The following is a 17,456-nucleotide window of genomic DNA, read 5'->3' on the forward strand; positions in this document are numbered from 1 at the left end:
TTTCAGCGAGCTACTCAGGAATCTTCCCTGAAATGTGGTTGCCAACCGCGATATTTCCGCTGAAGGTCGCGTGGCATGCAGTTGAGGAGCGGCCGGAAATCCTTAACCTTGCCGCTGGGATGCACCTAGCCGCCAAGGAGTTCAAGTGCTCAAGGAAGTCACGAAACAAGAGGAGCCAAGCTCACGCCAAGGAGCCAGACTGCTTACGCGCTCCGGACAAGCGGGAGTTGACGCATAGGTTCTAAAAGCGGGAGCAAAGCCAACCCCTCGTCCGCGGCATCTCCGCAGGCAAGCCCCTCCCAGGGAGGCCGGGAGCCGCAAAGGGGGTCTTAGGACTTCTTGGGTAGTTTCGCCACCAGGGCGGCGACCTCTTCCTGCGTCATCTTCTTCATCTTTTTCTCCTCTACTGTGGCGTAGGCCACCTCGATGTTGCCGCTTTCTGTGATCTCCACCGCGGAGGCTAAGGCCTTTACAGCCAGCTCCACGCACTCGCCCATTCCCAAGTCGAATTTGTAGTTCTTCTCTAGGAATTCCGATATCGTTCCCGAGTCTGCGCCTATTGCCGTGGCGAAGTAGCCTATATATACCCCTGAGGGGTCCGTCTGAAATAGGCGAGCGCCGTGTCTATCCACCCCAGCCACCAACAGAGCTACGCCGAAGGGTCTGGTGCCGCCGAACTGCGTATACTGCTGTTTTAGATTGCAGACAGCCTTTGTTAGAAGCTCTATGTCGATCGGTTCGTCGTAGATAAATCTGTGACTGAGCGCCACATCTCGCGCGTAGTCTATTAGGATCCTCGCGTCGGCGAGAAGGCCGGAGGGAGACGCGGCCACGTGTTCGTCGACAAGGTATATCTTCTCAAGGGAGGATGGGTCGAAGAGCGCCGAAATCTTCCTCTTCTCCGCCACGAGCACCACGCCGCTTCTACACTTCACGCCGACGGTAGGCCAGCCTCTTTTTACGGCCTCTCCCGCGTATTCCACCTGGTAGATCTTCCCCTCAGGCGAGAATATCGTTATAGCTCTATCGTAACCTGCCATTGCCGGCGGAAACATGGCCTAGCTATGTTGTGGCTTTAAATACGTTAGTATCTTGGGATAAGCCCTCTTGCGGCTTAACCGCTGGGAGTCCGCCGACGGATGTACTTCGGCCACCGCCTGCGCGCCGGGGGCCTCCTATCCAACCTGTCTAGTGGCTACGTGTCGCCTAGCGGTTGAAACGTTCTCGTAGTGATTTTCCGGAGAGCGCCGAGTTCTCGCCGTCAAAAGCTTAATAATGTATTTGAAGGTGCCGACATGTCTTCGATGTATGCATACGAGGCTTTGCCTGTCGCGGAGTGGTTTCGGCGGAATAGGGAGCTCGCCGGGTTTCACAACCCGACAAGAGCGCTTTATCAAACCATAAGGGAGCTCACGGAGAACTCCCTCGACGCCACCGAGACCTACGGCATCCTCCCCAATATATACCTTAGGATCAACGTAGAGGACGAACAGAAGGGGTGGGTGTCTGTATACGCCGAGGACAACGGAATTGGGATACCCGGCAACGAGATCCCTAACGTGTTTGGTAGAGTCTTCTATAGTAGTAAATATAGAATAAAGCAACACAGAGGCGTCTTTGGGCTAGGTCTCAAGATGGTGGTTCTCTACTCTCAGAGCACCACCAACAAGCCTGTGTTTGTACGCTCGGCGACTTTGAAGTCCGATAAAATCTACGAGTTCCAAATCATGATAGATACAAACAGCAACAGCCCCATTATATTAGACAGGAGGGAGTACCCCAACAAGTACAGGTGGCACGGCACAGCCGTAAAGGTGTACCTAGAAGGGAACTGGCTAGCGGCTAAGAAGAGGATAGAGGACTACCTAAAGAGGACCGCCATAATAGCTCCCTATGCCGAAATTGTGTTCAAGGGCCCCGACCTAGAGCTGTGGCTGAAGAGGAGGACGACGAAGCTACCTCCAGCCCCCAAGGAGGGGTTGCCGCATCCAAAAAGCGTAGACGTAGACACAATAAAGCAGATGTTGCAGGAGAGCAGGGGGATGACGCTGTTGGAGTTCCTCATGGAGAACTTCGACGCTGTGGGGGAAGGCACGGCGAAGACCTTCCTCGAGTGGGCCGGGTTTAACCCCAACGCCAAAGCCACCGCCTTGACCCCGGAGGAGTTGGTGAGGCTCGTGGAGAAGATGAAGCAGTTCGAGGGGTGGCGCAGGCCGCGTTCAGACTGGCTGTCTCCCGTCGGGCCTGAGCTCTTGGAAATAGGCGCCAAGGCCATCCTAGGCGCCGAGGCCGTATTCGCTGTGACCCGGAAGCCCGAGTCCTACGGAGGACACCCCTTCATAGTTGAGGCGGCGGTGGCGTGGGGCGGCCAGATACCGCCCGCCGACAAACCCCTGCTGTTGAGATACGCCAACAAAATTCCGCTTCTCTACGACGAGGGGGCCGACGTCGCTAGAAAGGTGGTCGACGAGTTCAACTGGCAGAACTACAAGGTTAAGTTCCCGGCGCCCCTCGCCGTTATTATACACGTCTGCTCCACCAAAATACCCTACGCCTCCGCCGGCAAAGAGGCGGTGGCGGAGGTTCCTGAGATAGAGAAGGAGATGAGGTTGGCTCTAAGAGACGCGGCCAAGAAGCTGAGGCTCTACCTATCTAGAAAGGAGAAGGAGATGGAGCTTCTAAACAAGTACATCTCCTTGGCTAAATACGTCGACGAGATATCTCACAACCTCAACATAATTACCAAGCTGGATAGGGAGGCGCTTGCGAGAAGTCTCCACAAGCTCATCGAGAACAAGATAGGGCTAACCGTGGAGGACCTCGTGAAGCACACCCTCTCGCTGTCGGCCCAACAGGAGGAGGCAAGCGCCCAGGAGGTCGCCCAGTAGGCGCCGCACAACTTTTTAAAAACTTGGAGTTGGGGCGGATGTGACTAGCCGCTCGGAGTTTCTCAAGCGTTTGGAGAACTGGGGGGCGGATCTCGCCAAGGCGATACTGGAGTTGAAAGAGCCGGTGATGGAGATACCAGCTAGAACCCTTAGCAACACCATTTGGGACGAGAAGGCGAAGATGCTGAAGCTAGGCCCCGAGAAGATGCACAGGAGGTTCCTAGACGTGAAGGAATCGCGTAGGTTTATGCAGACCGTGTTGATGCTTAGGCTTATCGTGGAGGCGATCAGGGAGGACGTGTACCCGACGATACGTGACCTCTACTACAACGGCAAGCATACGATAACGTTTAAAGACCCTCTGGGGAGGACACACAGGGAAAACACGTGGGATGAGCAAGCCGAATCCAACGCCGTTATAGAGGACATAGAGGTGGCGGCCAATGTGCTTAGGGAGGAGATGGGCGTCTCGGCGGATGTGAAGGGGAAGATCGTGGGGCCGATCGTGGTTAGGTCGCAGGGCTACGAGCTAGACGCGAGCAAATTCGGAGAGACGGCGCTGAGCCTTCCCGTCAACGTAGATGGGCTGGAGATCGTGAAGGTGGAGGCGTCGTATGTGCTAGTCGTCGAGAAAGACGCAATATTCCAGCGTCTAGTTAGAGAGAAGTTCTGGAGCCAGGAAAGCGCCGTTTTGGTCACAGCCAAGGGCATGCCGGATAGAGCCACGAGGCGTTTCATCAGGAGACTTAACGAGGAGTACAAGTTGCCGGTCTACGTCTTGACAGACGGCGACCCCTACGGGTGGTACATCTACTCGGTGTACAAAAGCGGCTCTATAAAGCTTAGCTACGAGAGCGAGCGCCTCGCCACCCCCGACGCCAAGTTTTTGGGGCTGACAGCCACCGACATAGACGCCTACAAGATTTCGGATAACTACGTCATCGCGGCTAACGACCGCGACATAAAGAGGGCGCAGGAGTTGCTGAGGTACCCCTGGTTCCAGAAGTCCGAGTGGACGAAGGAGATAAACCTCTTCCTGAAGAAGAAGAAAAAGGTCGAGATAGAGGCCCTCTCTACCCACGGCTTGAAGTTCCTACACGACTACCTTAGAGACAAGATCAGAGGGCGGAAATTTATAGACTAACCAGAAATATATATTTATATATGTTGGCTATTTAGCCATATGCGAGGCGAAACCCGGCGTGTGCAACTAACCGGCGGAGCCACCCTTATCGTGAGCCTTCCGAAGGAGTGGGCGAAGCGTATATCTCTATCGCCGGGGGATGAGGTGATAGTCGTGACGCAGCCCGACGACACCCTGGCGATAATACCAAAGAAGTTGGGCCGCCGCGCCGGCGTCATAGCCGAGCTCGTGATAAACCAGCCGGTGGAGGTGGAGGAGGTCGAGAAACTGTTCATGGCTCTTTACATCGGCGGCGCTGAGACGATAGTTATTAAGTTCTCGCCATCGGCCATGGGGCTTAGGAGGCAGATAAAGGACTTCATAAGGAGAAGGGTTATAGACATGGAGATCATGGAGGAGGCCAGCGATAAGCTGATAGTCCAGTCCATGGTTTCTGCCACAGAGCTGGCGGTGGTGGACATAGCGAGTAAGATGTTGCGCCTGGTGCACAACATGTTGAACGACTTGGTGCAGGGCCTGGAAAAAGACGACATGGCTATGCTTAAAGACGTGATTGAGCGCGACGACGAGGTGGACAGGCTCTACTGGCTGATGGAGCGGCAGCTCAAGAGAGCTGCGATGTCTAGGTACATCATGCTGGAGCTCAAGATAGACGACCCCAGAGACCTCGTGGAATACGTCATAATAGCCAAGTCTATCGAGCGGATGGGGGACCACATATGTAGAATCGCGTATGTGAACCAGGAGGAGAAGATAGACGTGAGAGTGGTGGCGCCTATCTTATCCAAAGTGGCAGAGTTTTTAAGACAGGCGGAGGCGCTGTTGGGAGGCGACTCGACGCCTCAGAGGATAGCGGAACTCCAGAGAGAGATCACGCAATGGGGGCAGAAGGTGAGGCGGGAGGAGATACCGTCTGACCCCGCCACCTCTGTGGCTAAAGAAAGCGCGGTTAGAATAGGCGAGTACATAGGCGATATAATCGAGTCGCTTGGGCGCATCAGGCTAAAGGACAAGGCTATTTCGGTTGGCGAGAAGGTGGAGAGCTGAGAAACGCCTCGTAGAAGCCAGAGGTTTGGACGCTAGCTGTTGCACACGGCCACGACTGTGTATATGCTCTCGAAGAATAGGTGTAGCCGGGCGAGCCGTACCACTGTACACATGGGCCGTAGAGCCTCCATCACTAGATCTGCCCTTCCAAGCGAGCTAAAGGTGAGAACAACCTTGTGAGGCCTAGCGTACGAGATCCACCTCAGCAGTTTGGGCACAACGCCGGTGTCGTGTATCGCCGGGTCCACGGGCTCCTCGGGAGGTAGATACGGCAGGTTGGACACCACCACATCTCCAGCCCTCAGCGCGCTGGCGGCGTCGCCGCAGACGACGTCTACTCCTTTACACGTCTTACACGCCTCTGGATCTAGATCAACTGCGACGACATGCCGACATCTGCCCGCCAGCGACTTGGCCAAGATGCAAGTGCCCGTGCCCACGTCTATACATACGTCTCCGCCCTCGACGTCCTCAAGCGCTTCGAGGGTTAGATAGCTATCCTCAGCCGGCTGATACGGCATCAGCGTATCGGGGCGAGGTAGAGGAGGGCGGGGGCTACGAAGAACACGAGCAACGTGCGGACAAGCACCCCCTCGTAGGTGCTACCGACCTCCAGCGAATACACGGCTGCGTATATGGTGGCGGTGAACAATAGGGCTATAAACAGAAGCACCTGCGACAACGTGATGAGGTGGGTGAGCTCCCACATGTGCGCCAGGTGGACGAGGGTTAGGTGGAGAGATGGATAGAGTGCAATAGGCGCCAGCCCCACAGCGGTTTTAGGAGGAGCTAGCCTCCCCTTTGAGAGCAAGTAAGTCGCTAGAAAAAGCGCCGCTATGGACAAGAGCGATACGGCTAGGGAGACCGTTTTTGAGAGCCCTATGGAGATGGGGAGGTTGTATCCCACGTAGGCAACGCCCAATAGCGCGAGAGGCGGGCTTTGAAATGCGCCGATTGCCAAAGCGGCGGCCCAACCGATAACTAGCGTGTATGCGGCGATGTGGAGATACGGCGAAAGCAACAGCCACACCACCAGGGGGCGTAGGCCGACGACTGACAGAAAGCTTAAGGTCTTGAGAGGCTCCGCCGTCGCAATTATCGAGGCCGCCCTCTCCCCCAGTTCCGTTAGATAGACCATGGAGTCCTCCCTCTTCACCACGCCTAAGCTCTCCAGCGCAGATAGCTCAAACAATAGGGTGGAGGCGGAAATCCCAAGCGCCGCCCGTAGCTTTGCAAGAGTTAAAGGCCCCTCCCTATGTAGGAGAAGCACGATGTCCCGTCTCCTCCCAGCGGCTACGCCGTATAGAACGCGTTCCACGGCTAGATCACTCAAGGTTAATAATTTTAGTAGAGGCACCCTCAAGACTCCACGCTGGAGCGGTTGGGCGAACACTAGGGGCACAACTGTTAAAAACCCGCGTTGTTCAGCCTAACCCATGGCAACCGAACAAACGATATTGGTGGGCAAGAAACCCGCGACAAACTACGTAATTGCGACAGTAATGGCGTTCAACGCCGGCGTCAAAAGAGTGGTGCTTAAGGCAAGAGGCGCGGCTATTTCGAAGGCGGTTTCTACCGCCGTGATGGTGAGAGACAGGTTCCTGCCTGGCAAGGTGCAGATAAAGGACATTAAGGTGCTCAGCGACAAGGTCCAGGGCCAGGGCGGTAGGGAGAGGACAGTTGCTGCCGTCGAGATAGTACTCGAAATGGCGTAGTTGTTTTTTCTGCGACTCACGGACCTTTTTAGATGTCGCTGGCCGACGTCGTAAGAAAGCTCTCAAACGTCCAAGTCTACGGCCCTCCCTACGGCGAATTCACGGTAGCCCGGATCCTTAAGGAGTCGGAGGGCCGGTGGACCCCCGTCTTTGAGAGGGTGGGAGAGGGCTTCACCGGCGTTGGAAATATCGTAGATACAAGGGAAAAGCTGTACTCCTACCTAGGCGTAAAAAGCGACGAGGAGGCTTATACGAAGTTGTTAAACGCGGAGGAGAACCCGGCAAATCTAGAGACCGCATCTACGTGGAGGGACATGTATAGGGAGGTCGAGTCTCTGTACGATCTGCCTATGGTGCGGTATTACGAGAGAGAGGCGAGGCCGTACATCACCTCAGGCGTTGTGGTAGGGGTGGGCCAAAGCGGTGTTATGAACGCCTCTATTCACCGGTTTTCTCCCATTGGGGCGAGGCGGGCGGTGGTGAGGTTGGTCCCGAGGCACCTCTACCAGATCTACAGGTCCGCTGTGGAGAAAGGCGTGGAGGTCCCCGTGGCGGTGGCCTGGGGGGTACATCCACTGGTTCTGCTGGCCGCCGCCTCCTCGCCCTCCTTCGGCGTGTTTGAGCTCGGCGTTGCAGCCCGCCTCATGGGGGGGCTGAAGGTCGTCGAGTTGGAAAACGGGGCTGTGGCGCCGTTTATGGCGTCGGTGATAGTGGAGGGCTATCTGACGCGGGATATGGCCGAGGAGGGGCCCTTCGTGGATATAGTCGGCGTTTACGACAGGGTGAGGCTCCAGCCAGTGGTGCGGGTGGAGAGGATCTACGTGCTGCGGGAGGGGGCCTACGTCCACTACCTGTTGCCGGCTGGACTTGAACACATGTTGCTCATGGGGTTTGAAAAAGAGGCGAGGATATGGAGAGCCGTGAGGTCCGTGGCGCCTAGGGTGAGGAAGATCAGGTTGACTAGAGGAGGCTTCGGCTGGCTTGTAGCCGTGATTTCTCTGGAGAAGTCCGTAGAGGGCGATGCGAAAAACGCGCTTCTAGCGGCGTTTGCGGCTCACCCCAGCCTAAAAATCGCGATTGCGGTAGACAGCGACGTGGATCCGGAGGACCCCGTCGCCGTTGAGTGGGCGGTGGCGACGAGGCTCCGGGCCGACAGGGGTTTGTTCGTGGTGCCGTACGTCAGAGGGTCAACTCTCGACCCGGTGGCGTTAAACGAGGAGGGCTTGACGCATAAGGTGGGCATAGACGCCACAAGGCCCCTAGATGCAGATCCTTCGTTGTTTGAGAGGGCGAGGATACCAGGTTAAAGGTTATATATGGGATCCGGTTTGGTGGCGGTGGCGTTGGAGTACGCCAGAGAGGCGGTTTTAAAGATCGCAGATGCCATCTCCGAGGGGGAGGTCGTTCCCGTGGAGACGGCTCACGTGTCGGGGGTTTCCTACATAACCATAGGGGAACACGGAATCGAGTTCCTGGAGTTCTTAGCATCGTCGGGGGCTAAGGTGGCCGTTTTCACAACCTCGAACCCAGCCGCCGTGGACCTAGGCGGCGTGTTGGAGGTAGATGAGAAGACTCTGGAGGGGCAGAGGCGGATATACAAAGCGCTACTGACGATGGGTGTGTCCACCATATCGTCGTGTACCCCCTACGAATTTATCATGACTAGGCCGCGGACCTTCCACGCATGGGCTGAGTCAAACGCCATCACCTACATAAACACCTTCAGAGATGCGTGGTCAGATAAGAACCCTGGCCCCCTCGCTTTGTTGGGCGCGATTGCGGGTTACGTGCCTAAGACCCCCCTTTATACCATCGAGGGGAGGCGCCCAACGGCGCATGTTAAAATCGAGGTGGGCCCCTTGGATTCGTTGGAGGCGGGCGTCGTGGGAGCTCTAATAGGAGAACGCCTAGGCTCTGGGGTGCCCTACCTCAGCGGGGCTGTTTTCCGAGACGAGGAAAGCCGGAGGGAGTTCGCCGCTGCGTTATCCACCTACTCCTCCATGGTCTTCGCGGTGGTCGAGGGGACGACGCCTCATTGGCGGGAGTATCTACATATGGGGGACTTCCGCGACAGGATCACGATTTCGAGAGAAGACGTGGCGAAATACCTAGGCGACGTGGAGACGCCGGACGCGGTGTATATAGGCTGTCCCTTCGCCGATCCAGATACAGTGCTGTGGGTGTTGGGGGAGGTTAAGAAGAGGGGGCCCGCCAAGAGGCCGATATACGTTTCGACGTCGCCACACGTCTATCGACAGCTCGGTAAACTGGTTGAGGCGGCTTCGCGCCTCAACGTGGTAATCTTCGCAGGCACGTGTCTAGTGGTATCGCCGTTTACCAAGAGGTTCAAGTCCATCGCCACGGATTCGCTAAAGGCGGCGTTCTATATACCGAGGCTCCACGGGGTGAGGGTAACTCCCTGCAGAAGAGAGAGGTGTATAGAGCTTGCCTATGCTTAAGGCCCTTGTGAGAGGAAAGGGGCGCGTGTCGGCTGAAGTCGTGAGGTTGGAGCGGCCGGTGTCGTTTCTGGGGGATCTCGACCCGGCGACTGGGGTTCTAGCCGGCGTAGACGTAGTCGGCAAAATAGTGGCGCTTCCGTACGTCAAAGGCTCAACGGTGGGTCCCTACGTGTTGTGGAGCGCCGCGAAGAGGGGGAAGTCGCCGCTTGCCATCGTGGCGGAGAAGCCGGATCTGATGTTGGTTACGGCGTGTGTTCTCGCTGGGGTGCCGTTGTTTGAGGGACGGGTCGACGCGGAATGTATTAATATCGACTTGGAGACGGGGGAGTATGACCGCTGTAGATCGGGAGGCTCTGTCGAAGTTGGCTCTTCTCATGTTGGAGGAGTTGGCCCTACGTAGGGGGGCGAGGGCGAAGATGCGGTACTGGAAGTCCTTTAGGCTGGCTCAGTTCTGGCTCGGCGATGAGACGGCTCGTAGGATAGTGCAGAGGTTGGCGGAGGGGGGGTACATAAAGACGGAGGGGGAATACGTCGTTCTCATGAAGCGCTTCGCTCCTCAGAAGTCTCTCCGCGCCGTTTTGAGAGACGTCTACACTCTTGTCTCCACTGGAATGCGGAGATGATCTCTGTGGGGATGTTGTGTATGTTTTCCCCATAGAGGACAGCCCGCCCGGCTAGCCACAAGACGGTATCGATGTGTAGAGGAGGAATGCCAGCTTCTCTAGAAATCGTGTTCCAGACCTCTTGAACCTCCCTATATCTCCTCATGGCCTCGTGGGGCGGGATGTCTATCAACCCGGCGCACCACGTCAAGTGGGCAACCCGGTAGTCTACTGGTATCGGTATATCGAAGGGCAGCGGCCTATCCACTCCCCGGCTACACATATAGACGTAGTTTAGGATCTTTATGGTGAAGACGAGCGTCTTCTGGTTGCGGTCTGCGCCGAGCAGGGCCGCGAGTCTGTCAGGAACGTTGCCTAAGTCCTCCAGGTCGGGGAGGTAGCCGCACGCCTTCTGCACACGCCTCTTCCTTGCCTCTACGCCCAGTCTGAGGTAGGGGCTCGTCTCGACGTATCTGAGAAACTCGGCGCAGACGTCGTAAACCCTTCTAGAGAAGTATCGGCCGAAGTAGCCCCAGTGCTCTTCCCCCTTCCCGGACAGCCTATAGCTCACCAAGGCGTTAAGCATGGCGAGTCTCGCGGCGGTTTCTTCGCCGTTGTGCTGTAGGACTCTACAGACGGCGTGGTACTGGGGGTCCTGCCTCTCTAGCCTCAAGACGCCCCGGACCCCCAGAGCTCTCAGGAGCTCAACTACTCTTTTTAACTGCAAGTCTTCTCCCATACTGAAGCGGGTTTTTAACGCCGCATCTGAGGTTGGTGGGGCACAAGCCCCACGAGTTCATGGTTTCGCAGCTGGGCACGGCGTACTCCTTTCTACCTCCTGCTTGGCCGGCTATGTGCATAACTTGGTACCTCGTTATCTTCTCGTTGAAGTCAGGTGAGGCGCGGAACAACTCGACTATCTGCTCCACGTCCCATCCCCTCTTGATTAGGTAGGTCGTGATGGCGAATCTGGCGGTGTGTGGCAGGTTCTCCCCCTTCTTGAGCGCCGCGAGTATCGCCTCCATACAGGGGGGGTCGGCGCCTCCCGTAGCTTGCCCCGCTTGTAGCACTGGGCGTTGGGAGTACCTCTTTATTACATCCTCTAGCTGGGTTAGGTCTATGGACATGGCGACTTTTCCGACGGCTAGCTCGTTTTCTCTAACTATCTGAAGTATACGCTCTTCATACGACTCCTCGAGAAGCCTTTCGAAGTCCTCCATGGGCACGATCACCCATCCCCTCACGACGGGCCTATTAATCATGGCCCAGTAAGGGTCTTGCGGCGCATATCTAAGATACGACGTCCACCTCACCGCTACAGGCGAGTTGTACACCGCCATGATGATGCCCGCTGCTACCTCGCCTGCTGGCCTCGCGTTTACGCCCAGATCTCTTGCCAGCTCTATCTTACACCTCGGGTCCTGTATGCCGGGAACCTTCCTTAGGAGCGCGGTGAAGTTCTTGCTCTCGGAATCTGCAAACCTCCGCAAGACGTGTGGGTTTTTCGTGGCGGCGGCTATATACAAGGCGAGCCTGGCCGCGGCCGCCGTTGCGTCTGGAGCGTCTAGACACTGACGTGGGTTAGGCAAGCGGCGCTCCAGCGAGGTCCTTAGTCGCTCAAGCGCCTTCTCCACAAGAGCTCCGTCGGCTAAAACGGCATCTAGGAGGAGGCCCCTCCTCGATAGATACGCCGCCGATTTGTCCAGAAACGGGAAGAAGCACGCCAGTTCTCCAAGAGAAACGTTGCATGCCACATACACATTTCCCTACCCCCTTTATAAACTAGCTATGTAGTTCCAATATGTCAAGTGTGGGGGCTAGCTCTCTGTACCTCCCGCCTGTTATTTTAGCTATTTGTTTCAAAAAGGGGTTTTTCTCGGTGGCGATGACGTGGAGCCGCCTGAACCTTTTGGCTAAGTCGAGGACTTTTTCAACGTCGCTGGTTCGTCCATCTGTGATCACAACGACGTCGTTCACAACGCCGTGGTTGTGTAATAGCTCTAGCGCAGAGGCAAGCTCTGTGCCCCCCATGGCGTAGATGTACCTCAAGATCTCCAACATATCTCCCAGGTAGCGGTGGACGGGGTGGGGGGTCCACATGAAGTCAGCGCCTACGTTAAACAAGACGAGCGAGACGGAGCCGCGTAGCTGGGCTACCTGGCGTAAGTATCTCGCGACGGCGTTTTTGGCGACCCTAAGCTTCGTCGAAGGGCCGAGGTACTCCTTCATGCTTCCTGAGACGTCTAACGCCACGTAGATAGGCTTGTCTATCACGTGTGTGTACTCCCGGATGTACAGATCGCCGTCCGATATCGGTCTGCCCAACGCAGCCTTCCTCGCCACCGAGACGGCGGTTTTTATGAGATCTACATCTGAGGGTGGGGAGTAGGGCGTGTACTGCCGTATGGATCTCACGGCGGATTTCACGTGTAGAAGGCCTGCGCCGCGTGCCACGATGTTCGCCTTGGACTCCTCAACCGCGTCCCGCGGTAGGCTAAGCCTCTTTATGACCTCCAGTTTTACGCGGGGCGTCGCGTCGACTGGGACGTATCTGTTGACCAGGTGAGCCAGGGTGGGAGCCTCCTCCCTCCCCACTGCGGCGGTAGCCGCCGTTGTGTAACCCCCCTCGGCTGACGGCGTGCAGCTCAACGCCGCCTCTATGACCCTCTTAGCCTCAGAGGGGCTGAGGCGTAGGTAGCCGGCTAGGTTTTGGGCCAATATCTCGAGAACCTTGTTCCCGTCCACGTCCCCCAACTGCGCTCTCGCATATACGTCCGCCAACGCGTATATCAAGCTCCTTGTGGAGATCCCGCCTAGACACCGGTGAATTGCGACCAGGAGATCAGCCAGCTCCATGTATAGCTCTGTCGAACAGCTCAACGACGGCTTTCTTATCCTCTGGGCCGTAGGGGGTGTTGGCTAGGAGGGCCCTCTTGAGGTCCCGTAGCGTTGGATCTCTACGTTGAGCCCACGCTTGCGCTGTGGCGTCGGCGAGGGCGTAGCTGAGAGATCTCACCGACTGCGGATAGCCGGCTTTCTCCGCGGCTTGTGCAAACTTCGCCAGGATCTCGGCCAACTTAGGCGGGATCTCGGCTCCGAGGTCGCCTACCGCCTCCTTTGCTTTCCAGAGGAGGATCGACTTGAGTAGATCCACGTCTGGCGTCTTAACCTCAACGAACTTCAGCCTATCTGCGAGCGCCTCTGAGAGATCGTACACCCCCTCGTATTCGCTTGGGTTTGCCGTCCCAATTAGGGCGAAGTCTGCGCGTATCCTGTAGCCTCTTACATAGATGTAATGCTCCTGTATCGCCTGCAGTAGTGCCGCTTGGGCGTAGGGGTTCAGGCGGTTGAGCTCGTCCATTATCAAGACTGTTCCATGCGCCAACACCAGGGGGCCTGGTATGTAGGAGAGCGGGTGGTCGAAGCCGGCTTGTAGAACCACGGCTATGTCTATATCGCCGGTGAGGTCAACTGCCGTCATGTGGGAGTGGCAAGCCACGGTTACGTAGGGGGGTTCGCCCAGCGCGAGGATTTCGGCGATGGTCTCAGCCAGCGTCGTCTTCCCGAGGCCTACGGTGCCCACCAACACTACGGGTCTCCCTATCATCAACCCGCTTAACACGTCCAACACGACGTCGTCTAGCCCCCTTAATACGCGGCTTACCCTGGACCTTATCTCCTCCACCCCCAGCTGCCTAACTCTATCTCTGACGAGCTTGGGTATATCGACGGCCCGCCTCTGTAGAAGCTCCGAAAGCCTCACGCACAAAACGGATCCCGGTTTTATAAATGGTAAGGCACTGCCTCCGCATTGGACATTGTTATAAATGGGCTTCTTGACGCTTAGTGTATGACTATTCGCGTTCTCAAGACCGGCGATATGTACCGCATAGAGGGCCCCGCCAAGGTGGTGGTTAGGAGGGGCCAGATATACGCCACCGGCGTTGTATACGGCGAGGGGCAGAGCTTTACGGTCCTCAGGGCGAGGAGGCTTGTGATAAAGGCGCTGGGCGATTCGGAGGTCGAGTTGGTGTTGGGGCCTGGTGCCCTCATGGAGAAGGTGGCTCCCCAGGAGGAGATCGTGGACGAGTGGGAGCGTAGGATCGCCGACGTGGACCCGCGGGGCGTGGCGTTGATCATAGGCATGATGGACGTGGGGAAGTCCACCTTGGCGGCTATGTTGGGCAATAAGGCGCTGTCGCGCGGCTACAAGGTCGCCGTGATAGACGCAGATGTTGGCCAAAACGACCTAGGTCCCCCCACCACAGTGTCTATGGCGAGGCTTACGAGGTATATTACGCACCTTAGGCAGCTGGCGGCGGAGAAGAGCATATTTCTACAGTCCACGAGTCTCGAAAGGGTGTGGCCGAGGGCTGTGGAACAGATCGCAAAGGCTGTGGACTACGCGAGAGAGAGGTGGGGCGTAGAGACCATAGTGATCAACACAGACGGGTGGGTCCTCGACGAAGAAGCGGTCGCGTTTAAGCGCAAGTTAATCGAGAGGCTCAAGCCGTCTCTCATAGTCGCGATACAGGTGGAGAGAGAGCTTGCGCCCATTATAGAGGGCTATGGGAACGTGGTGGTTCTCCCCCCGCCTCCCCACGTGAGAGTGAGGACGAGAGAAGACAGGAAGATACACAGAGAGATGGGCTACGGCAGATACATATTTCCGCCTGTGGAGCTCGCCCTCTCTCTCGACAAAACCCCTCTATGTAATCTGCCGATCTTCAGAGGCGTGGAGCTCTCCGATGATCTAAGAAGGATGCTCACAAGGGCGGTGGGGGCCCCCGTGTTGAAGGCGTTTCAAGCCGGGGGGAGGGTGTATGCGGTTGTCCAAAGCGATACGTGGTCGCTCAGGAAAGTCGGCGGTTTCCAGGTGGTGTGTCTACCTAACGAGTTCGAGAAGGGCCTACTCGTGGGGCTCGAAGACCGGGAGGGGTTTCTCGTCGGGTTAGGCGTGTTGAAGAAGATATACTACGACAGAAGAAAGGCTGTCGTCTACACATCAAGCGATGTGGAAAGGAGGATAGGCGAGGTCAAATGTATAAGGCTTGGTCTCGTCAGACTCGACGAGAACTTCAACGAGGTTGAGAGGGCGACGAATCTGCTCAAGGTGGAGGAGACCTAATCCGTCTGCACCCGGGCGGTCACCGCCGGCAGTCGCCGACTCGCGCCTAGGAACCCCCCGTCTACGCACTCATCGGTAGCCAAGCTACCTCCGGCCCTGGCATGGGGCGGCCCTCCGCGGATGTCTTCGGGGCAGAGCCCCTAGGGTGCACACCCCCTTTTTGCATCCACGGCGACCTTAGCCCGAGGTATTATGGATGCCCGTGTTGGCGTGGGCGAGGAGAATCCCCACCCTTTAGGGCGGCGGAGGCAAGAAACTATATAAACATCCGCCTAGTCTGAGGTCGTGAGCGTAGCGGGCAGCGCCTGAACGCTGATGAGCTCATCTCAGGGCGAGCTTTCTTCCCGCGGCTCCGAAAGATCTGCTACGGTCCCCAGGTAGGTCATGTCGGCTAGGTATACCTCTATGTTTTCCGGCTTCCACTCCACATGTCTAAGGAGCGTGCGCCCCTCCGCCGCGAGGCTCGGGATCTCTCTGATGTCTACCCCCGTTATAAGGGGATGGGCAGCCGGTAGCACCACTATCCGTATGTGGCCCCTCCTCTTGCAAGGTCCGCCGTATAGAGATCTACAGAGCTTCGTACGTGATGCGCGTATCTTGAGTATGGCGGGCTCCTTCACGGCGTAGCCAATTTCGTCTCTGATCACCACGGCGGGGTGGGTGTGGCCCATAACGACGACCTCAGCCCGCTCTAGGTCCTCCCTGGCAGGTTTAACGTGGCCGTGTAGCAGGAGGTACCTCCCCAGTAGCACCCCCCTGTTAGGCGCAACCTCCACGCCCTCTATACCCACCGCGATCTGTTCAAGCAACGAGTCGTGGTTGCCCGGTATCAAGAGGAGGGGCGCCCTCTTGGCGATAGCTCTCAGGAAGGTCTTCACCTCCTCCACGCTTTCCCGCGGCACGGGAAGCTCGTGCTTCACGTCGCCCAGTATCGCTATAGACGTGGCGTTGTGTTGTTCTAGAAGCTCAAGGATCCCGCCTATTAATCTGCCGGTCTGGCTAACCGCGTTGACCCCCCTCTCCCTCCTCAGCTCTACCTCGTAACCCACGTGCGTATCCGCAAGCAACAAGATCCTCTCGCGCCGCAACGGCAGAACAACGCCCCGCACGCCATATCCCGACTACAGTTTATTAATAATATCCACGGCGGCTTTCGCCATTTCTAAAACAGCGATAGACCTCATCTTAAACGGCGGCACGCCGACGCTTCTGTGTATGGCGAGACGCTCATCGAAATGGACGACATAGACCTCGCCCATCCACCTGTACAGCCTCGTGAACTCTCTTCCAGGTTTGCCCAAGACCTTGTTCAGAATCACCCCAAGCACCTCTCCCCGAGCCACCGCGTGGAGGATCTCCACCGCGCGGACGGTTTCAAGATCCTCATCAACCACATAGACCACATGTTTACACCTAAGGAAACGCTCGAGGTAGCGCCTATCTGTGAGCTGAAACGCGGGAAAGTCGACTACCGAGCTGGACCGGCCAAGAGGTTTTGCAACGCGGATAGGCGCGCCGGATATGACGCTCCAGACGTAAGCCATAACCTCTGCAAAGGTGGTTTTACCCGTGCCGCCCTTGGAGCCGCTGGTTATACACAGATCCACGGCATATATGCCAGTTTTAAGGCCACTGCGCAGTAGAAGAAAAACGGACGTATCAACGTGGAGAAGAGAGTCCTGCGGGGGGAGCTATCCCCTGAGGACTACATAAGGCTGTACCACCTAAGGAAGAGAAATATAGTGAAGTATCTACTCTACAAAATCCTATATCTTTTCAGATAGCCTGCCGCAGAACTCAGCCGCTTTTTTCCTATCTCCTAGAGACAGCCTATATCCATCTTCGCCATCGCTGTAGTAGCTCTTCAACAGCTCGACCACCTTGAAGCCGGCGGCTTGGTACAGCCGCAACGCCGGCTCGTTGCTGACTCTAACCTCTAGGAAAACATCGGAGACTTTGCCATCGGCGAGGAGCCTAAGCGCTGTACACAACAACGCTTTACCGACGCCTCTACCTCTGAAGTCCGGATCCACAGCTATCGCTATAACATGTGCCCTGCCCCCCTCGATACATGTGACGATGTAGCCCACCACCTTGCCGCCCGCCACGTACACATACGAGTTGTCGTAGCAGTAGGAGCAGAGGAACTTCAACAACTCAACGCTGTAGATGTCGTCGGGCTTGAAGGACTTAAGCTCTATCTCGTAAAGACTCGGTATATCAGACGCCTGACACCTCCTCAACACAGGCCGCCAAACCCCCCGCGTTTATAACCTTGTCTCACGGCGCACCGCCCCTTGCGGCTGAGTGCGCGGCCGTCTAGGGTCCAGTGGCCGCGGACGAGGGGCGGCTTGGCACGCCCCGCGTTGACCAGCGCCCGATGCAGGGACTACGTGACGCTAGTCTCGATACGCCGGTCCCAGCGCGCCCGGCGCAGGTGGTTTTTTATCTACAGCAGATTTATAGGAGCCCC

Annotated in this window: 19 protein-coding genes; 9 read left to right on the forward strand and 10 right to left on the reverse strand. The window is 56.9% G+C overall.

The features are described from left to right. Positions 1 to 329: 329 nt before the first annotated feature. Entirely contained in the window at positions 330 to 1,055 is a 726-nt protein-coding gene (gene psmA / locus TNEU_RS07005) for an archaeal proteasome endopeptidase complex subunit alpha (protein ID WP_012350734.1), read from the reverse strand. A gap of 249 nt (positions 1,056 to 1,304) precedes the next feature. On the opposite strand from psmA, the gene TNEU_RS07010 reads away from it, so the two are divergent. Genes TNEU_RS07010 through TNEU_RS07020 form a run of 3 tightly spaced genes read left to right on the forward strand, consistent with a single transcriptional unit; the run spans position 1,305 to position 5,079 of the window. Further along, positions 1,305 to 2,888: a DNA topoisomerase VI subunit B gene (locus tag TNEU_RS07010; RefSeq protein ID WP_148682513.1), complete on the forward strand. Its 1,584-nt coding sequence runs from the start codon at positions 1,305 to 1,307 to the stop codon at positions 2,886 to 2,888. A 40-nt stretch (positions 2,889 to 2,928) separates the two neighbouring features. Next, complete coding sequence (locus TNEU_RS07015) at positions 2,929 to 4,032, forward strand: DNA topoisomerase IV subunit A (RefSeq protein WP_012350736.1); 1,104 nt, start codon at positions 2,929 to 2,931, stop codon at positions 4,030 to 4,032. Between the two features lie 39 nt (positions 4,033 to 4,071). Then, a complete protein-coding gene (locus tag TNEU_RS07020; protein WP_012350737.1) occupies positions 4,072 to 5,079 on the forward strand; it encodes a phosphate signaling complex PhoU family protein in 1,008 nt (335 codons plus the stop codon). Between the two features lie 32 nt (positions 5,080 to 5,111). Here TNEU_RS07020 and TNEU_RS07025 read toward each other — a convergent pair whose 3' ends face one another. Together TNEU_RS07025 and TNEU_RS07030 are read right to left on the reverse strand one after the other, a co-directional pair. Continuing rightward, positions 5,112 to 5,600, reverse strand: a complete 489-nt coding sequence (locus tag TNEU_RS07025) for a methyltransferase domain-containing protein (RefSeq protein WP_012350738.1) — start codon at positions 5,598 to 5,600, stop codon at positions 5,112 to 5,114. Further along, a complete protein-coding gene (locus TNEU_RS07030) occupies positions 5,600 to 6,397 on the reverse strand; it encodes a helix-turn-helix domain-containing protein (RefSeq protein ID WP_012350739.1) in 798 nt (265 codons plus the stop codon). Before TNEU_RS07030 ends, TNEU_RS07025 begins: the two co-directional genes overlap by 1 nt. 118 nt (positions 6,398 to 6,515) lie before the next feature. Between TNEU_RS07030 and albA the strand changes: the two genes are divergently transcribed. The 5 genes from albA to TNEU_RS07055 are packed head-to-tail and all read left to right on the forward strand — an operon-like array spanning position 6,516 to position 9,876. After that, the gene (gene albA / locus TNEU_RS07035; protein WP_012350740.1) at positions 6,516 to 6,794 is read left to right on the forward strand and encodes a DNA-binding protein Alba; all 279 of its coding nucleotides are present in this window, start codon (positions 6,516 to 6,518) and stop codon (positions 6,792 to 6,794) included. 32 nt (positions 6,795 to 6,826) lie between these two features. Further along, on the forward strand, positions 6,827 to 8,101 hold the full coding sequence (locus TNEU_RS07040) for a UbiD family decarboxylase (protein WP_012350741.1): 1,275 nt from the start codon (positions 6,827 to 6,829) through the stop codon (positions 8,099 to 8,101). 30 nt (positions 8,102 to 8,131) lie between these two features. Beyond that, positions 8,132 to 9,253, forward strand: coding sequence for an aconitase X (locus TNEU_RS07045; RefSeq protein ID WP_148682399.1), 1,122 nt, complete (start codon positions 8,132 to 8,134; stop codon positions 9,251 to 9,253). Continuing rightward, positions 9,246 to 9,653, forward strand: a complete 408-nt coding sequence (locus tag TNEU_RS07050) for an aconitase X swivel domain-containing protein (RefSeq protein WP_012350743.1) — start codon at positions 9,246 to 9,248, stop codon at positions 9,651 to 9,653. The genes TNEU_RS07045 and TNEU_RS07050 overlap by 8 nt, the downstream gene beginning before the upstream one ends. After that, positions 9,583 to 9,876: a hypothetical protein gene (locus TNEU_RS07055; RefSeq protein ID WP_148682400.1), complete on the forward strand. Its 294-nt coding sequence runs from the start codon at positions 9,583 to 9,585 to the stop codon at positions 9,874 to 9,876. Before TNEU_RS07050 ends, TNEU_RS07055 begins: the two co-directional genes overlap by 71 nt. On the opposite strand, the gene TNEU_RS07060 is transcribed toward TNEU_RS07055, so the two are convergent. Genes TNEU_RS07060 through TNEU_RS07075 form a run of 4 tightly spaced genes read right to left on the reverse strand, consistent with a single transcriptional unit; the run spans position 9,791 to position 13,618 of the window. Then, on the reverse strand, positions 9,791 to 10,594 hold the full coding sequence (locus TNEU_RS07060; RefSeq protein WP_012350744.1) for an N-glycosylase/DNA lyase: 804 nt from the start codon (positions 10,592 to 10,594) through the stop codon (positions 9,791 to 9,793). The genes TNEU_RS07055 and TNEU_RS07060 overlap by 86 nt on opposite strands. Further along, on the reverse strand, positions 10,560 to 11,609 hold the full coding sequence (locus tag TNEU_RS07065; RefSeq protein WP_012350745.1) for a DNA primase large subunit PriL: 1,050 nt from the start codon (positions 11,607 to 11,609) through the stop codon (positions 10,560 to 10,562). The genes TNEU_RS07060 and TNEU_RS07065 overlap by 35 nt, the downstream gene beginning before the upstream one ends. Before the next feature lie 28 nt (positions 11,610 to 11,637). Continuing rightward, positions 11,638 to 12,711 (reverse strand): vWA domain-containing protein, encoded by a 1,074-nt coding sequence (locus TNEU_RS07070; RefSeq protein ID WP_012350746.1) that lies wholly within the window; start codon positions 12,709 to 12,711, stop codon positions 11,638 to 11,640. Beyond that, complete coding sequence (locus TNEU_RS07075; RefSeq protein WP_012350747.1) at positions 12,698 to 13,618, reverse strand: AAA family ATPase; 921 nt, start codon at positions 13,616 to 13,618, stop codon at positions 12,698 to 12,700. The genes TNEU_RS07070 and TNEU_RS07075 overlap by 14 nt, the downstream gene beginning before the upstream one ends. An 87-nt stretch (positions 13,619 to 13,705) precedes the next feature. On the opposite strand from TNEU_RS07075, the gene TNEU_RS07080 reads away from it, so the two are divergent. Next, complete coding sequence (locus TNEU_RS07080) at positions 13,706 to 14,983, forward strand: Clp1/GlmU family protein (RefSeq protein WP_012350748.1); 1,278 nt, start codon at positions 13,706 to 13,708, stop codon at positions 14,981 to 14,983. Positions 14,984 to 15,309: 326 nt separating this feature from the next. On the opposite strand, the gene TNEU_RS07085 is transcribed toward TNEU_RS07080, so the two are convergent. The 3 genes from TNEU_RS07085 to rimI all read right to left on the reverse strand — a co-directional run bounded on the left by TNEU_RS07085 (position 15,310) and on the right by rimI (position 17,229). Continuing rightward, on the reverse strand, positions 15,310 to 16,092 hold the full coding sequence (locus TNEU_RS07085; protein ID WP_012350749.1) for a metallophosphoesterase: 783 nt from the start codon (positions 16,090 to 16,092) through the stop codon (positions 15,310 to 15,312). A gap of 12 nt (positions 16,093 to 16,104) precedes the next feature. Next, positions 16,105 to 16,590 (reverse strand): hypothetical protein, encoded by a 486-nt coding sequence (locus tag TNEU_RS07090; protein ID WP_012350750.1) that lies wholly within the window; start codon positions 16,588 to 16,590, stop codon positions 16,105 to 16,107. A gap of 159 nt (positions 16,591 to 16,749) precedes the next feature. Then, on the reverse strand, positions 16,750 to 17,229 hold the full coding sequence (rimI, locus tag TNEU_RS07095) for a ribosomal protein S18-alanine N-acetyltransferase (RefSeq protein ID WP_012350751.1): 480 nt from the start codon (positions 17,227 to 17,229) through the stop codon (positions 16,750 to 16,752). Positions 17,230 to 17,456: the final 227 nt, after the last annotated feature.

It is taken from the genome of Pyrobaculum neutrophilum V24Sta (genome assembly GCF_000019805.1).
GTDB lineage: Archaea > Thermoproteota > Thermoprotei > Thermoproteales > Thermoproteaceae > Pyrobaculum > Pyrobaculum neutrophilum.

Coding starts and splice junctions, on each gene's coding strand:
- psmA (WP_012350734.1), bottom strand. CDS start 1,055: ATGTTTCCGCCGGCAATGGCAGGTTACGATAGAGCTATAACGATATTC.
- TNEU_RS07010 (WP_148682513.1), top strand. CDS start 1,305: ATGTATGCATACGAGGCTTTGCCTGTCGCGGAGTGGTTTCGGCGGAAT.
- TNEU_RS07020 (WP_012350737.1), top strand. CDS start 4,072: ATGCGAGGCGAAACCCGGCGTGTGCAACTAACCGGCGGAGCCACCCTT.
- TNEU_RS07025 (WP_012350738.1), bottom strand. CDS start 5,600: ATGCCGTATCAGCCGGCTGAGGATAGCTATCTAACCCTCGAAGCGCTT.
- albA (WP_012350740.1), top strand. CDS start 6,516: ATGGCAACCGAACAAACGATATTGGTGGGCAAGAAACCCGCGACAAAC.
- TNEU_RS07040 (WP_012350741.1), top strand. CDS start 6,827: ATGTCGCTGGCCGACGTCGTAAGAAAGCTCTCAAACGTCCAAGTCTAC.
- TNEU_RS07050 (WP_012350743.1), top strand. CDS start 9,246: ATGCTTAAGGCCCTTGTGAGAGGAAAGGGGCGCGTGTCGGCTGAAGTC.
- TNEU_RS07055 (WP_148682400.1), top strand. CDS start 9,583: ATGACCGCTGTAGATCGGGAGGCTCTGTCGAAGTTGGCTCTTCTCATG.
- TNEU_RS07060 (WP_012350744.1), bottom strand. CDS start 10,594: ATGGGAGAAGACTTGCAGTTAAAAAGAGTAGTTGAGCTCCTGAGAGCT.
- TNEU_RS07070 (WP_012350746.1), bottom strand. CDS start 12,711: ATGGAGCTGGCTGATCTCCTGGTCGCAATTCACCGGTGTCTAGGCGGG.
- TNEU_RS07080 (WP_012350748.1), top strand. CDS start 13,706: ATGACTATTCGCGTTCTCAAGACCGGCGATATGTACCGCATAGAGGGC.